Origin of the sequence: Leeuwenhoekiella sp. W20_SRS_FM14 (genome assembly GCF_052119605.1) — a bacterium.
Taxonomy (GTDB): domain Bacteria; phylum Bacteroidota; class Bacteroidia; order Flavobacteriales; family Flavobacteriaceae; genus Leeuwenhoekiella.
In genome coordinates, this window is the sequence record NZ_JBGQOK010000001.1 from 314,093 (window position 1) to 329,998 (window position 15,906).

16 protein-coding genes are annotated in these 15,906 nt (G+C 34.8%); 8 read left to right on the plus strand and 8 right to left on the minus strand.

Annotated elements, in window-relative coordinates; genetic code table 11:
- Position 1: 1 nt before the first annotated feature.
- Positions 2–1,573: a sensor histidine kinase gene (locus ACEN25_RS01355; protein WP_441801296.1), complete on the plus strand. Its 1,572-nt coding sequence runs from the start codon at positions 2–4 to the stop codon at positions 1,571–1,573.
- Between the two features lie 3 nt (positions 1,574–1,576).
- Positions 1,577–2,296 (plus strand): response regulator transcription factor, encoded by a 720-nt coding sequence (locus ACEN25_RS01360; protein WP_441801297.1) that lies wholly within the window; start codon positions 1,577–1,579, stop codon positions 2,294–2,296.
- Positions 2,297–2,316: 20 nt separating this feature from the next.
- On the opposite strand, the gene miaA is transcribed toward ACEN25_RS01360, so the two are convergent.
- From miaA to ACEN25_RS01400, 8 genes are all read right to left on the minus strand, one after another.
- Positions 2,317–3,228, minus strand: a complete 912-nt coding sequence (gene miaA, locus ACEN25_RS01365) for a tRNA (adenosine(37)-N6)-dimethylallyltransferase MiaA (protein ID WP_441801298.1) — start codon at positions 3,226–3,228, stop codon at positions 2,317–2,319.
- Entirely contained in the window at positions 3,221–4,066 is an 846-nt protein-coding gene (locus ACEN25_RS01370; RefSeq protein ID WP_441801299.1) for an ion transporter, read from the minus strand. Before ACEN25_RS01370 ends, miaA begins: the two co-directional genes overlap by 8 nt.
- Before the next feature lie 13 nt (positions 4,067–4,079).
- Positions 4,080–4,460 carry a hypothetical protein gene (locus ACEN25_RS01375; RefSeq protein ID WP_441801300.1) on the minus strand — a complete coding sequence of 127 codons (381 nt, stop codon included), beginning with the start codon at positions 4,458–4,460 and terminating at the stop codon, positions 4,080–4,082.
- Positions 4,461–5,828 (minus strand): exonuclease domain-containing protein, encoded by a 1,368-nt coding sequence (locus tag ACEN25_RS01380; protein WP_441801301.1) that lies wholly within the window; start codon positions 5,826–5,828, stop codon positions 4,461–4,463.
- Between the two features lie 39 nt (positions 5,829–5,867).
- Complete coding sequence (locus tag ACEN25_RS01385; protein ID WP_441801302.1) at positions 5,868–6,530, minus strand: YggS family pyridoxal phosphate-dependent enzyme; 663 nt, start codon at positions 6,528–6,530, stop codon at positions 5,868–5,870.
- 249 nt (positions 6,531–6,779) lie between these two features.
- Positions 6,780–7,667, minus strand: coding sequence for a 3-hydroxyacyl-CoA dehydrogenase family protein (locus ACEN25_RS01390; RefSeq protein WP_441801303.1), 888 nt, complete (start codon positions 7,665–7,667; stop codon positions 6,780–6,782).
- 90 nt (positions 7,668–7,757) lie between these two features.
- Complete coding sequence (locus ACEN25_RS01395; RefSeq protein WP_441801304.1) at positions 7,758–8,054, minus strand: putative quinol monooxygenase; 297 nt, start codon at positions 8,052–8,054, stop codon at positions 7,758–7,760.
- A gap of 16 nt (positions 8,055–8,070) precedes the next feature.
- Positions 8,071–8,901 carry an SAM hydrolase/SAM-dependent halogenase family protein gene (locus tag ACEN25_RS01400; protein WP_441801305.1) on the minus strand — a complete coding sequence of 277 codons (831 nt, stop codon included), beginning with the start codon at positions 8,899–8,901 and terminating at the stop codon, positions 8,071–8,073.
- Between the two features lie 110 nt (positions 8,902–9,011).
- Between ACEN25_RS01400 and ACEN25_RS01405 the strand changes: the two genes are divergently transcribed.
- The 6 genes from ACEN25_RS01405 (at position 9,012) to ACEN25_RS01430 (ending at position 15,904) form a co-directional block, all read left to right on the plus strand.
- Positions 9,012–9,965, plus strand: coding sequence for a PhoH family protein (locus ACEN25_RS01405; protein WP_028375673.1), 954 nt, complete (start codon positions 9,012–9,014; stop codon positions 9,963–9,965).
- A gap of 19 nt (positions 9,966–9,984) precedes the next feature.
- Positions 9,985–10,938, plus strand: coding sequence for a phosphoribosylaminoimidazolesuccinocarboxamide synthase (locus ACEN25_RS01410; protein ID WP_441801306.1), 954 nt, complete (start codon positions 9,985–9,987; stop codon positions 10,936–10,938).
- A 71-nt stretch (positions 10,939–11,009) separates the two neighbouring features.
- Positions 11,010–12,380, plus strand: coding sequence for an alanine/glycine:cation symporter family protein (locus ACEN25_RS01415; RefSeq protein WP_441801307.1), 1,371 nt, complete (start codon positions 11,010–11,012; stop codon positions 12,378–12,380).
- 206 nt (positions 12,381–12,586) lie between these two features.
- Positions 12,587–13,003 (plus strand): response regulator, encoded by a 417-nt coding sequence (locus ACEN25_RS01420; RefSeq protein ID WP_028375670.1) that lies wholly within the window; start codon positions 12,587–12,589, stop codon positions 13,001–13,003.
- Positions 13,003–13,569: a heme NO-binding domain-containing protein gene (locus ACEN25_RS01425; protein WP_441801308.1), complete on the plus strand. Its 567-nt coding sequence runs from the start codon at positions 13,003–13,005 to the stop codon at positions 13,567–13,569. Before ACEN25_RS01420 ends, ACEN25_RS01425 begins: the two co-directional genes overlap by 1 nt.
- The gene (locus tag ACEN25_RS01430) at positions 13,541–15,904 is read left to right on the plus strand and encodes a PAS domain S-box protein (RefSeq protein ID WP_441801309.1); all 2,364 of its coding nucleotides are present in this window, start codon (positions 13,541–13,543) and stop codon (positions 15,902–15,904) included. Before ACEN25_RS01425 ends, ACEN25_RS01430 begins: the two co-directional genes overlap by 29 nt.
- Positions 15,905–15,906 lie beyond the last annotated feature (2 nt).

The window sequence follows — 15,906 nt, forward strand, 5'->3', positions numbered from 1 at the left end:
TATGAATAAAAAACTCTTTGTGCTACTTGTTGTGTTGATGAGCTTGTCCCTCATAGGCATTATATTTGTGCAGGGTTACTGGATTTCAAATAGTATAGAAGCAAAACGAGGGCAATTTGGTTTTAATGCCAAGCAAGTGCTTAATACTGTGGCTCGTGACATACAGATTAAGGAAGTAAATACCTGGTATAATCCTGTTTTAAAAATGCGTGACAGTCTGGGAATTCCAGACGATGTTAGTTTATATGATCTTATTTATAAAGAAGAAGATTCAATTACTAACGAGTCGTATGTTTTTAGAAACAGTATTGTAGAGCAAGATTACAAATTAAGTGCTCCTATTCTCGATTATGAAGTAGATAGTATCAAGTTTAAAAAATATCTTCAAAGACAATATACAGAGATTATTGATAAAAATGATCTGGATAAGGCAGAGGTAGACCGTACTACGATTTTTACCAGAATGTCTGATTTAAGTGACATCGAACGTTACAATATTGAACAGGCGGTTATGTATATCACCCGTAAAATTCCTATTCACAAACGTGTAGATACCAAAGAATTAGAGCGTTTACTCACAATGGAATTGGCTGAACGCGATATGGAGACCAATTTTGAATATGCCATATACAGTAATAATTTAGTTACTAATGTACGCTCTGAAGATTTTGATATTCAATCACCAGATCAAAATTTTAGTGTTCCGCTTTTTGCAGATGATGAAGGAAATAGTGATTATCAACTAGTTGCTAATTTTCCGGGAGAGAAAAAGTATGTCGTATCTTCTGTGATAGGTATGGGCGGTTTAAGTATCTTATTTACTTTAATTATAGTAATTGCTTACAGTAGTGCACTTCAGCAGTTAGTAAAACAGCGTCAGATTTCAGAAATCAAAACCGATTTCATCAACAACATGACGCACGAGTTTAAAACGCCAATAGCTACAATAAATCTAGCGCTTGACGCAATAAAGAATCCTAAAATAAATGGGAATCCTGAAGCATTAACCCGATACATGGGTATGATTAGGGAAGAGAATAAAAGAATGCACGCTCAGGTAGAGAACGTACTTCGTATTTCAAAACTAGAAAAGAACGAGCTCGACATTAAAAAAGAACGGCTAAAACTTCACGATTTAATTGAAGATGCAATTATGCATATAGAATTGATTGTAGAAGATCGTCAGGGGTACATTAAGACTCATTTGGGTGCGTTAAAAAGTTCTGTTCTTGCAAATGAGTCGCATTTTACAAATGTGCTGGTAAATATTCTTGATAATGCTGTAAAGTATTCATCAGATGTGCCTAAAATAGACATTTATACAGAGAATCTTAAAAACTTCATTTTGATTAAAATTAAAGATCAGGGTGATGGGATGACAAAACAAGTACAAAAGAAAATTTTTGATAAATTTTATCGCGAGCACACTGGCGATATACATAATGTAAAAGGACACGGTCTGGGTCTTGCATACGCAAAACGTATAGTAGAAGATCACGCAGGTGAAATCTGGGTACAGAGCGAAAAAGGCAAAGGCAGTACCTTTATTATTAAACTACCACTAATATCTTAAACAATGGAAACTGAAAACAAAAAAATCTTACTCGTAGAGGACGATCCGAACTTTGGGACGGTATTGAAAGATTACCTTTCAATGAATGACTACGATGTAACTCATGCAAAAAATGGAATGGAAGGATTTGAGAAGTTCAAGAAGGACGACTTTGATCTTTGTATTCTAGATGTAATGATGCCATATAAAGATGGTTTTACACTTGCAAAAGAAATTCGCGAAAAAAACGAGGATGTGCCTATTATTTTCCTGACTGCTAAAGCGATGAAAGAAGATGTTCTTAAAGGCTATAAAGTAGGTGCAGATGATTATTTAAATAAACCTTTTGATAGTGAAGTGCTTTTAATGAAAATTAAAGCGATCATGATGCGTAAGGCAACAGATTCTGTAGCAGATAGTAAGCAGTTTGAATTTCAAATAGGTGGTTTCTTCTTAAATTCAAAATTACGTTTCCTTACTTATAAAGAAGATGAGCAAATAAAGCTTTCTCCTAAAGAGAATGAATTATTACGTCTTTTAGCTTTACACGAGAATGACTTAATGCCTCGCGAATTAGCACTTACAAAAATATGGAGAGATGATAACTACTTTACTTCTAGAAGTATGGATGTTTATATCGCTAAATTACGTAAGTATTTAAAGCGGGACGAAACAGTAGAAATACTTAACATACACGGTGAAGGTTTCCGCCTTGTGGTTAAGAGTGACGAAGAGAAAAAATAGTGGTATTTGTAAAACGCCTCTTAATGCAGAGGCGTTTTATCTTTTATCACCGCTATAATTTCTTCAACAGGTGTTTTGTAATCAAACCATAACACAGATTTATCTCTACGATACCATGTTAATTGTCTTTTAGCAAAACGTCTGGTATTTTTCTTGATTTCTTCAATGGCAGTTGCCAGGTCGTAGCGACCATCAAAGAAGCTAAATAGTTCTCTGTAGCCTACAGTTTGCAACGCATTTAGATGTTTGAGTGGGTATAGCTTTTCAGCCTCTTCCACAAGACCATTTGCAATCATTAGATCTACGCGCTGATTTATACGATCGTAAATAATTTCTCGATCTGCATTCAATCCTATTTTTAAAGATTGAAAATTTCTACTTATCGTATTCTTAGCTAAGAATGAAGAATATGGTTTTGAGGTGCCTCTACATATTTCTAAGGCTCTTATAAGACGTTGCTTGTTATTTAAATCTATAGAGGCATAGTGCTTAGGGTCACGTAGCAAAAGCTCTTCCTGTAAAGCTTCAATACCTTCATCTTCTAAAAGCTGTATTAATTCTGGTCGTATTTGAATATCAACCTCAGGAAAGTGATCTAAACCATTAAGTACAGCGTCTACATACAAACCAGAGCCACCCACTAAAATAGCAGTGTTATGTGTAGTGTAGAAATTGTTTAACTGTGCAATACATTCCTGTTCAAACAGACCTACATTGTAAGTGTCTTGTATAGAAATATGCTGAATAAAATGGTGTTTAGCTGCTGCGAGTTCGTGAGGGTCAGGTACTGCAGTACCTATGGTCATTTCTTTAAAAAATTGTCTTGAATCTGCCGAAAATATTTCAGTATTGAAATATTGAGCCAGTTTTATTGATAAGGCTGTCTTGCCTATTGCTGTGGGCCCTACAACAGCTATTAATGTTTTAATCATAATGCAAGCTACTTCCGCATTTGTGGCAATATTGCGCTTCGTCCTGATGTTTTCGGGCTCCGCAGTTGTGACAAACCTGAGTGTTTAGACTTAAACCTTTTTGGTCAGGTTCTACAGTATCTTTTTTAGCCATTTCGGCACTTACAATACCGGTAGGTACCGCAATAATGCCATAACCTAAAACCATAATAACCATAGCTATAAACTGTCCTAAAGCCGTAACCGGCGCTATATCTCCAAAACCAACGGTGGTCAAGGTTACAATACACCAATAAACACTCACAGGAATGCTTTTAAAGCCATGTTCGGGACCTTCAACGATGTACATCAACGTGCCCGCAATTACCGATAATATCATCACCGCAAATAGAAAGACCAAAATTTTAGGTCGGCTGTCTTTCAAGGCTTTGGTTAATTTATTCCCTTCACCAATATATCGTGTAATTTTAAGTATCCTAAATACACGTAACAGTCTCAAGGCACGTATGGTAAGTAAAGCGTTTGTACCTACAATAAAAAATGACAGGTAAAGTGGAATTGTTGAAATAAAATCTATAAGACCATAAAAGCTAAAAATATAAGCTGAGGGTTTTTTTATTGATATTACTCTTAAAATGTATTCTATTGTAAAGAAAATCGTAATCACCCATTCTCCAATATAGAAATAAGTACCATACTTAATTTGCATATTAGCAACGCTTTCTAGCATTACCAAAGCCACACTTAATAAAATAAGTATTAGAAGAATTACGTCAAAAATTTTTCCTGCAGGTGTGTCTGCCTCGTAGATAACCTCGTGTATTTTTGATTTCCAGGTATGTTTAGCAGGTTGTGTCAAAAATGAAAAGATTTTAGTAGGTAGTTGTTATAACTTCCAGATTTTCTGTAGAAAATTCGTTAAATGCCTCTGATTCAAATTCTAGTTCTATAACCCCGTAGTCTCCTAAATCTCCGTACTTAGAGGTCTTTTTTTTAGGTTTCAAAATTCTGATCGACTTAACCCATTCTGACTTTAATTGATGAAAACCATTTTCTGTAATGTTATATTTTTGGTCATTAGCAATTAAGACAAATAAAGGACGGTTCGTATGAATATGAGCAGAAACACGACATAAATAAATAATAGAATCCTTTTTTAGGATATTAGAATTTTCTGTTTTTTGCGCTTCCTGAGCAAATAATGTTGAAGTGCTTAAACCAATGGTAAATAAAATATAAGTAAATGCTTTCATCTAATTTACAAGTTGGTTTAAATCAACTGTTTTAATTATTTTTTTTACACGTAGATAGCTTTGAATGATATGTTTAGCGTCAAGATTATCTTGCATAGGTGTGATTATACGATGTAAAATTTCAGGATTATTCAGTTGAAAATTTAAATTATAGAAACCTATTCCCATAAACTTACCATCTTCAATTAAGATAAGACTACGCTCATCTGAAGTTCTACCCCGATCAATAAGTGCAACACTACGATTTTTAAAACTGATTGAATTTATAAATTCGTCAACACGTTTATTATAATCTTCAGAACTTTCTTCTTCAAAGCAGGCTCCACTGCAGCTTTTATCTGTGCATCGGTCTTTTTGCGTATTGAGATTTGTCTTTGCTGCGCATAAATTATATTCTTCTATGATGCGCTCTAAATTTGTTTTAGCTACGTGAGCAGTCGCAAAAGTTGCAATACTGTCTTTGCGTGCGTCTGCCTTTTCTATGCTCAGGTTTATGTAACCTTTATCGTCTATAAAACTTACTAATTGGGCTTTAAATTTTAATCTTCGATACGTGCGATTGTGAAGCGGTTTGTTTTTTTTAACCTCCTCGTTTTCCTTTAAAAGAGCGATAAGTTCGCTGCCGGTTTCTTCATAACTAATCGCCTGTACATCTTCCTGAATCTGTTTTGATTTGCGATTATCATTTGTAAAATGCTGGGTAACGCGTTTCTTTATGTTTCGGCTTTTGCCAATTAAAATAATTTTACCATTTGAATTATGCATATAAAAAACACCGGTTGTGCTGGGTGTTTCTGCTATTAAATCCCTTAGTTTAGTGTCTATTTTCTTTTTAGGATTAAGCTTTATGGCTTCCTGAATGATTATTTTTTGACTGTCTTTTGCTAATAATAATTTAAAAAGTTTTACGGTGGCTAATGCATCTCCGCTGGCACGATGACGATCTGTAATAGGTATTCCCAGGTTTCTCACCAGCTTACCTAAACTATAACTTTCCTGATCGGGTAGTAGGCTTTGAGCTAATTCTACAGTACATAAACTTTTACGCTGATAATCATAACCCAGACGATCAAATTCAAGCTGTAAAATTCTATAATCAAATTGAGCATTGTGGGCTACGATGATGCAATCCTGAGTAATCTCAATGATGCGTTTAGCAACTTCGTAAAACTTAGGTGCATTGCGCAACATCTCGTTATTTATGCCGGTGAGACCTACTACAAAAGCTTGTATAGGACGCTCAGGATTTACAAGACTTATAAATTGATCTACAATCTGGTGCCCGTCATATTTGTAGATAGCAACCTCGGTAACTCCCTCTTCATTATATTTTCCTCCTGTGGTCTCTAAATCGAGTATTGCATACATAAATTGCCTTCTATCTTAAAACTGTATTTCAGTAATTCTTTAATTATAATTACGTTCTCCAAAAATAGCACTTCCTATGCGTACCATCGTACTGCCGTGGCTAATAGCTAATTTATAATCGCCGCTCATTCCCATAGAAAGGGTATTAAAGCCGTGCTTAGTTCTAAATTGCTCATAGATTTTTTCTAATACTGAAAATTCACGTTTTAGTTGGTTTTCGTCATCAACAAAAGAAGCCATTCCCATAAGACCTATAACTTCTACATTAGGATAATTAGTCTTTAATTTATCACCGGTTAATAATTCTATAGCTTCAGTAGGTTTCATACCAAATTTACTTTCTTCTTCTGCAATTTTAATTTGAAGTAAAACACGTATAGTTCGGTCGTTCTTTGCAGCCTCTTTGTCTATTTCTTTAAACAACTTTAAACGGTCTGCGCTGTGTATTAAACCCACGTATGGTGCCATATACTTTACCTTATTGGTTTGTACGTGACCTATCATATGCCAGTCAATATCTTTAGGAAGCGACTCCCATTTATCGGTCATTTCCTGAATTTTATTTTCTCCAAAAACACGTTGTCCTGCATCATAAGCTTCTTGTAAATCTGCATTAGGCTTTGTTTTTGAGACAGCAACTAGCGTAACATTTTCGGGTAAACTTTGTTTTATAGTTTTTAAATTTTCAGAAATAGAAGGCATAACTATCTGTAATTATTTTGTGTAAAGGTAAGCAATTGCCTTGGGAGCGCATTGTTAGCATTTGCAAATTCAAAATGCCATTTATAGCAAGCAGTTACTTCACTTTATTGAAAATTAAATTTTTTAAACGGAAAATAAGCTAAATCAATTTTGAATCCATCTTAAATTGCAGAAGCCCCATAAAGAATTTATGAGGCTTCTCTTTAATGTATTTTGAAATAGGCTAATTAAGGATTCTAAGCTTTTAATTTATGCAAACTGTGCTGAAACCCTTTCTGCCTTTCTGCTTTCACTATAATCATAAAAGCCTTCACCAGATTTGACACCTAATTTACCTGCACGTACCATATTAACAAGTAAGGGGCAAGGCGCATATTTGGGGTTTTTAAAACCGTCATACATCACTTCAAGAATAGATAAACAAACGTCAAGACCAATAAAATCTGCTAATTGTAACGGTCCCATAGGATGTGCCATACCTAGTTTCATAACGGTATCAATTTCTGCCACCCCCGCAACATCATTGTAAAGTGTTTCTATAGCCTCATTAAGCATAGGCATTAAAATACGATTTGCTACAAATCCCGGATAATCATTCACCGATACCGGATTTTTACCCAGCTGTTCAGATAATTTGGTAATAGTACTCAGAGTTTCTTTAGATGTGCTGTAGCCGCTAATAATCTCTACTAATTTCATTACCGGCACAGGATTCATAAAATGCATACCTATAACCTGTGAGGGGCGCTTAGTCGCTGCAGCGATCTGCGTAATTGATATTGAAGACGTATTACTTGCCAGAATTGTAGATGGCTTACAAAATTCTTCAAGTTTTTTAAAAATATCAAGCTTGATGGTAAGGTTTTCACTTGCTGCTTCTACAACTAGATCTGCATCTTCAACTCCCTCTTTAAGTTGCGTTAAAGGCACTATATTTAAAAGCGTTTCGTTTTTCTTAGCTTCATCAATAAGTTCTTTAGAAACCTGTCTGTCAAGATTTTTTGTTATGGTTTGAATTCCATTTTTTAAAGAGTCTTCAGAAATATCAATCAGGTTGACTTTAAAGCCATTTTGAGCAAATGTATGTGCAATGCCATTGCCCATTGTGCCGGCACCAATTACAGCAATATTCTTCATTAAAAAAGTTTTTTCAAATTAGCTAAAAATTACAGGATTCCTGTAATTAGCTAAAGTAATTTATAAATTGTGTTAAATACCTTAGTGGTATTACTGTAAAGTTACGAATTTTTCAACGCTCCAGGCTTCGGGTTTTGCGTTAAAAAGAACTTTAGTTTTGGCCCAGGTAGTTTTAAAAAGTTCACTGTTTCGATAGACTTCAAGTGCTTCAGTGCTGCTCCAATAGCTATGGGTGAAAAATATGTTTTCATTTTCGGTACCATTTAAAAGCTCTAGAAATTCACAACCCTCAAATTTGCGTATGTGTTCTTTAACCTCATCAAAAAGAATTTTAAAATTCTCAATTTCTTCAGGTTTAAATTCCATTTTTACAAGACGTACTATCATAATTAGCAGACTAGAATTATTCAAAATTTACGGTTATCGTATCTCGATAATCCAGACCAAAAAGGGTAGAAGCGCTTCCTACCGTGCTGGGGTTACTCTTGTAAATTGCTAGTTCCAGGTAACCGGAAGAATTGAATAGCGCTATTTTTTTACCGTCTTCTTCGCGTTTTGTTTTTTCGATGTCAAAATTTATAGCATCACTGTATTTGTCGTAGATCTTTTTAAAATGAGCACGGCGCGCCTGAATTGTAAAAACGCGGCTTTTACCTACTTCATCAAATAAACGGCGTGTAATATTTGTGATTACATTTCCGTAGTTATCTACATAAATGACATTGCCTATAATCTGTTTTTGTTCATTATTAATAACAGGCATCAGTCCGGTAATTGCGCGTATTTCTTTAATGGGTTTGCCAATAACGCCTAAAGTACCACCTCGCGCAATGTGACAGGCGACCTGTACAAAAACATCAAGTTCTGTGAAATTTGTTTTAATACGGTCGTGTATATTAATTTCAACAACTTCTTCAGGAACGATGGTGCGTGTAATCATAGACATAATCCCATTATTTGCACATATAAAATAGTGACCGTCTAGCTTTACTGCAATATGTTTATTTTCTGGAGTTTGCTCAGAGTCTATACCTATAATATGAATGGTGCCTTCGGGAAAATTACGATAGGCATTTTGTATAATATATGCGGCTTCAGTTATATGAAAAGGTGATACGTTATGCGAGATATCAACAATTTTGGCATCAGCCATTTCAGTATAAATAGCGCCTTTAACCGCACCGGCAAAATGGTCTTTTAAGCCGAAGTCTGTGGTTAATGTTATAATGGGCATAGGCGGTTTTGTTGATATTTTTAAAGGGTAGAGTAACTTAAATTAGTTACATTTGTTTCAACACAAAACTAAAGATAATTAACTAGTTTCTTTATAAAATTCTTCCGCTTTTGAACGAACTTATCATTGAACTTTCAGAGATTACGCCAAGAGATTTTTTTGGTGAAAATAATATTAATATTGAGCTCCTTAAGAGGTACTTTCCAAAATTAAAAATTGTCGCCAGAGGTAATAATATAAAAGCTTACGGCGATGAAGATCTTTTAGAAGAGTTTGATAAACGCATGACGATGCTTCTCGAGCATTTTGCTAAGTATAATAAACTTGATGAAAACTCAATAGAACGCGTTTTAACCAGTGAAAGCCGTGCAGATTATGAAACTTCACCGGCAAGTGGTGAGATTCTTGTGCACGGGGTAGGTGGTAAGCTTATTAAAGCACAAACAGCAAACCAGCGTAAAATGGTAGATCTTACCCGTAAAAACGATATGGTTTTTGCGATAGGACCCGCTGGTACCGGTAAAACTTATACAGCTGTAGCTCTTGCAGTAAAAGCGCTTAAAGAGAAGCAGGTAAAACGTATTATTCTTACAAGACCGGCAGTAGAAGCAGGTGAAAATCTGGGTTTCTTACCGGGGGATTTAAAAGAAAAGTTAGACCCCTATATGCAACCCTTATATGATGCGCTTCGTGATATGATTCCACACGAAAAATTAGAGAGCTTTATAGAAAAAGGAGTAATACAAATTGCACCTATGGCATTTATGAGAGGACGCACACTTGACAATGCCTATGTGATCTTAGATGAAGCACAAAACACCACGCACGCCCAGATGAAGATGTTTTTAACGCGTATGGGCAAACACGCAAAATTTATGATTACCGGTGATCCTGGTCAGATAGATTTACCCAGACGTGTGATTAGTGGATTAAAAGAAGCATTACTGGTGCTTAAAGATGTTAATGGTGTGGGTATGATTTATTTAGATGATAAAGATGTAATACGCCACCGTCTTGTAAAAGAGGTTATAGCAGCTTATAAAGCCATAGAAAATAGAGATTAATATAGACGACTTATATTCCATGTCAAATAAAACCATCACCGATACCAATTATAATTTTCCTGGTCAGACACACGTCTATAAAGGGAAAGTACGGGAAGTTTACAGTCTTGAAAATGATCAATTAATAATGGTCGCTACAGATCGGCTGAGTGCCTTTGATGTAGTTATGCCAAAGGGAATACCGTATAAAGGTCAGATCTTAAATCAAATCGCCACAAAAATGATGCGCGATACTCAGGATATCGTACCTAATTGGTTAGAAGCAACACCAGACCCTAATGTTGCTGTAGGTAAAAAATGCGAACCTTTTAAAGTTGAAATGGTTATTCGCGGATATATGAGTGGTCACGCTGCTCGTGAATACAAAGCAGGTAAGCGTATGCTATGCGGTGTTGCACTTCCTGAAGATTTGCACGAGAATGATAAATTTCCTACTCCTATTATCACACCGGCAACTAAAGCCGAAATGGGAGATCACGATGAAGATATCTCCAAAGAAGATATAATTAAACGCGGTATTGTATCGGCAGATGATTATGCAGTTCTAGAGGATTATACCTATAAATTATTTCAACGGGGTACCGAAATTGCCGCTGATCGCGGACTTATATTAGTTGATACTAAGTATGAATTTGGGAAAACTACAGATGGAAAAATTGTATTAATTGACGAGATACACACACCAGACTCTTCACGTTATTTTTATGCTGAAGGATATGAAGAACGTCAAATAAAGGGAGAAGCACAAAAGCAGCTTTCTAAAGAGTTTGTACGCCAATGGTTAATTAGTAATGGTTTTCAAGGGCTAGAAGGACAGAAGCTTCCCATAATGAGCGATGCCTATATTGAAACGGTTTCTGAGCGCTATATTGAGTTGTATGAGAATATTACTGGAGAACCATTTGTTAAAGCAGACCTCTCTAATATAGATAAACGTATAGAAGATAATGTTTTAAGTTATCTTAACGGTTGATTTTTAGTAGATAAACAAAAAATTAATGAACCGAAAAGCCTATTTTCCTTTTCGGTTTTTTTATTTGGAATATGGTAGAACTTAATAATTTTTTTTCAGAAGCGGCATCTTTTGTATGGGGACTTCCGCTTTTGATTTTATTAATAGGTGGTGGCACCTATTTACTTATTTATTCACGTTTTCTTCCTTTTAAATATTTTGGTCACGCAATTAATGTTTTGCGGGGTAAGTATGATAATCCTGATGATCCCGGTGAGATAAGTCATTTTCAGGCTTTAATGACGGCACTTTCTTCTACTATAGGTATGGGTAATATTGCCGGTGTTGCAGTAGCCATAGCCATAGGAGGTCCGGGAGCTGTTTTCTGGATGTGGGTAAGTGCAATTGTAGGAATGAGTACTAAGTTTTTTACCTGTACGCTTGCTATTTTATATAGAGGAAAAGACGATGCAGGAGAACTTCAGGGTGGTCCTATGTATTTTATTATGGAAGGTCTAGGCAAAGCCTGGAAACCACTCGCCATATTATTTAGTGTTGCAGGTCTGGTAGGGGCCTTACCGGTTTTTAACGTAAACCAGCTCACCCAGGCGATAAATGATATTCTGCTCGTTCCTAATGGATTTGCTAAAAGTTTTTCTACAGATTTGATTATAGGTATTGTACTTGCGGTAATTACCGGCGTTGTGGTTTTAGGAGGCTTAAACCGAATAAGTAAAACTGCATCGCGTATTGTACCTGTAATGGTAGGTCTCTATTTTATTGCTGTTCTCGCGATTTTATTTATTAATGCTTCGGAAGTGCCCTTGTATTTTAAACTCATCTTTACAGATGCTTTTGCGGCTAATAATTACACGGGTGATCCTATGTTTGGTGGTGTTGTAGGAGCATTAATTGTGTTAGGAATTCGCAGAGGTGCATTTTCTAATGAAGCAGGTATAGGTACGGCTCCTATGGCTCACGGTGCAGCAAAAACAAATGAACCTATACGTGAGGGTTTGGTAGCAATGTTAGGCCCATTTATAGACACCATTATTGTTTGTACACTTACGGCATTAAGTATTTTAGTAACTGGTGTCTGGCAGACTAGTGAGGCAAATGGAGTAAGTTTAACCGCAAAAGCATTTTCTGATGCTATGCCTGGTTTTGGAGCGTATGTATTGTTAATTTGTATAGCTGTTTTTAGTATAAGTTCGTTATTTTCTTACTCGTATTATGGTACAAAATGCCTTTCTTTTATATTTGGAACGAAGTATAAATACCTCTATAATTACTTTTACATAGGTAGTATATTATTAGGTGCGACTACATCATTAAGTTTAATGATTAATCTTATCGATACATTTTTTGCATTAATGGCGATTCCTACGATGCTTACTACACTTATTTTAGCTCCTAAAGTTATGGTTCGCGCCCGAGAGTATTTTAAAAAGGTAAGGGTATAATCTATTGAAACTTTGTAGTATTTAAGCTTTAACACTGCATTATTTATAGCTTTGACCATTGTAGAAATGTACAAGTAATAACCACTCAACTATAGTTAAATGTCATTCGTCTACAGTAAAACGTCTGGTTAACGTTTTTTATCTGGTACAAGGTTAAGTTTTTTGCAACTTTACCCGATAACAATTTCCCATCTTATAGCTACCGAATGAAAAAACGAGTTTTATCTATATTACTTATTGAAGATGACCGTATTGAAGTCATGAAGCTAAAACGTGTTTTGAGCAAAAGTGATTTAAAACATCACTTAGTTGAAGCAAAAAATGGAGAGGAAGCGTTGACTATATTACAGGACAAAAGTAATTTGCCAGATATTATTCTTTTAGATCTCAATATGCCGAAGATTAACGGTATTGAGTTTTTAAAGATTTTAAAAAACGACTCTTACCTTAAATATATTCCTACGGTTATTTTGACAACTTCTAATAATCATAATGATGTAAAGGAATGTTATGAGATTGGTATTGCCGGTTACGTTTTAAAACCCTTAAAATACGAAGACTACGTAGAGAAAATAGAGAGTTTATTAGCGTATTGGAGTGTAAATGAACTTATACATATTTAATGAAAGGTGTAGTTTTTACTGAGTTCTTAGAACTTGTCGAAATAAAGTTTGGTATGCAGATGGTAGATGACATCATCACTGCTTCAGACCTGGAATCTGGAGGCGCTTATACTGCAGTAGGTACCTACAAGTTTGGTGAGATGGTTAGTCTACTTACCGAATTGAGTAAGCGAACCCAATTATCTATTGATGATTTGCTTTATACCTATGCACAGCATTTTTTCACCGTAATAAAATCAAGTTATCCTGGTTTTCTTGAGAGTTATTCAGATCCTATAGAGATGTTATCGTCTATAGAAGATCATATACACGTTGAAGTGCTTAAAATTTATCCTGATGCGCAATTACCTACATTTAAAACACTAGAAAAGTCAGAAAATACATTAACTTTAGATTATCTATCTAGTCGTGCCATGTATAGTTTTGGCTTAGGTCTAATGCACGAAACATTTAAATTTTTCAATATAGATTTTGATATTCGATTAGAGAAACTAAAAGAAGACGGTACACACGTAAGATTTTTTATTGAAAGAAAAAATGGATACAGTAAATCTAGAAGTCTATAAGCGCATTATTGAAAGAGAGCGTGCAGCTCGAAAAATGGCCGAAAGTATTCTTGAGGCAAAATCGTCTGAATTGTATTCGATTTCTCAGGAACTTAAAAAATCTAATGATCGCTTACAATCCTCTATTTATCAAAAAAATTCAGAGTTAAAAGGATTATTTGAAAGTCTTGTTGATGCCTATGTTGTAATAGACTTAGAAGGTTATGTACTTAAGATGAATAGTGCGGCTGTAAAACTTCTAGGTTATGATGCAACTCTTGAAACTGTATTCTTACCTAATTTAGTTCCTGCAAGCGAGAAAGATAAAGTTGCAGCAGGTTTTAAAGATTTAATCAAGACCGGTAACATCACAGACTTTAAGATTACTATCGTTACTAAAGAGCAAAAAAACTGTTTGGTACATATAAATGCAAGTGTAATTTGTGATGAAAATGGTAATATCGTTGCTGCACAGGGTATTGTGAGAGATATTACTTCAGAGGAAAAAAAGGCCCAAATAATAAAAGAACAAAAGCGCCAATTAGAGTTTATTGTTAACAGTTCTCCGCTAGGTATTGCACTAACTACAAATGGTCTAATAGATCATTGCAATGCCAGTTTTACCCGTATACTTGGTTATTCCGAAGAATATATAAAAGGAAAAAGTCTAAAATCTATAACTGTAGCTGCAGAACAATCTGATTATGAAGAGAAGAGCGCTTTACTACATCAAGGAGATTTAGATTCTTTTTCAACCACCATTAAATACATCACTAATTTAGGTGAGATCATAACCACAAAAATTAATGTAAGTAGTGTTAAAGATCATAATGATCTGAGATTACGTCAGGAGGTGGTTACTATTGAAGATGTTACAAAAGAACTCTTAGCTCAAGAAAAACTTAAAGAGTCTGAAAATAGGCTTTCTGCACTCATTCTTAAGTTACAAAGTGGGATTTTACTGGAAGACGAAAATAGAAAAGTAGTGCTCACAAACCCTATGTTTTGTAAAATGTTCGGAGTACCTATGACACCTGAAGCTATGATAGGTATAGATTGTCAAAATGCTGCAGAACAAGCTAAAGATTTATTTACTAACCCCCAGGATTTTATTAATCGCATAGCTGAAATATTAGAAGATCGGCAATTAGTCACTGGAGACGAACTGGTTCTTAAAGACGGTAGAATATTTTCTAGAGATTTTGTCCCCGTCTATTCTAACGAAAAATATAAGGGTCATCTTTGGAGTTATACAGATGTTACACTTAACAGACGCTATAAAGATAATCTTCAAAAACAAAAAGAAAAGTACAGTAGTATTATTGCAAATATGAACCTGGGGCTTCTTGAAGTTGATATTGAAGATCGAATTTTAATGGTAAACCAAAGTTTTTGTGAACTTAGCGGTTATAGTGAAGAAGAACTTTTAGGAAAACAAGCAGCTCAAATATTTCTCAATGAAGATAGTGCCACTGTAATTAAAGAAAAACTTGCTGTGCGTTCTAATGGTGTATCTGACTCGTATGAGGTAGAAGCGATCATTAAAAACGGAGAACGTCGAAACTGGTTAATTAGTGGCGCTCCTAATTTTGATATTAATGGTAAACTTATAGGAAGTATAGGTATACATCTTGATATTACAGATTTAAAAAACCTCGAGCAACAGAAAGAGTCCCTTCTAAAAACACTTGAAAAAAGCAATCAGGAATTAGAAGAATACGCGCACGTGGTCTCACACGATTTAAAAAGTCCGTTGCGCAGTATCAATGCATTAGCAAGTTGGATAAAAGAAGACAATGCAGCTATTCTTGATGCTCAAAGTTTAGAGAATTTTGAAATCCTGGAAAGCACACTGGAAAAGATGGAAAATCTAATTTCAGGAATTTTAAATTATAGCAGTATTCAAATTGAGAATATAAAAGATGAGAATACAGATGTAAATGTAATTATAAAGGATATTCAAGAATTAATTTTTGTACCAGATCACATTAACATTATTACAGCTACAAATTTACCTACTATAAATGTTGATAGAACAAGGCTTCAGCAGGTTTTTCAAAATTTAATAGGCAATGCCATTAGATATAGTGATAAAGAAGAAGGTGTTATTGAAATAGGGTATCAGGAAGATGCAGAATATTATATATTTTCTGTTAAGGATAACGGTATTGGTATTGAAGAGAAGTATCACGAAAAAATATTTAATATTTTTCAATCACTTACAGATCACAAAGAATCAACAGGAATTGGTCTATCTATTGTTAAAAAAATTGTCAATCTATATCAAGGTAGAATATGGGTTGAAAGCACACCTACTGTAGGTAGTACTTTTTACTTCAGCCTTAAAAAAAGTTAGCG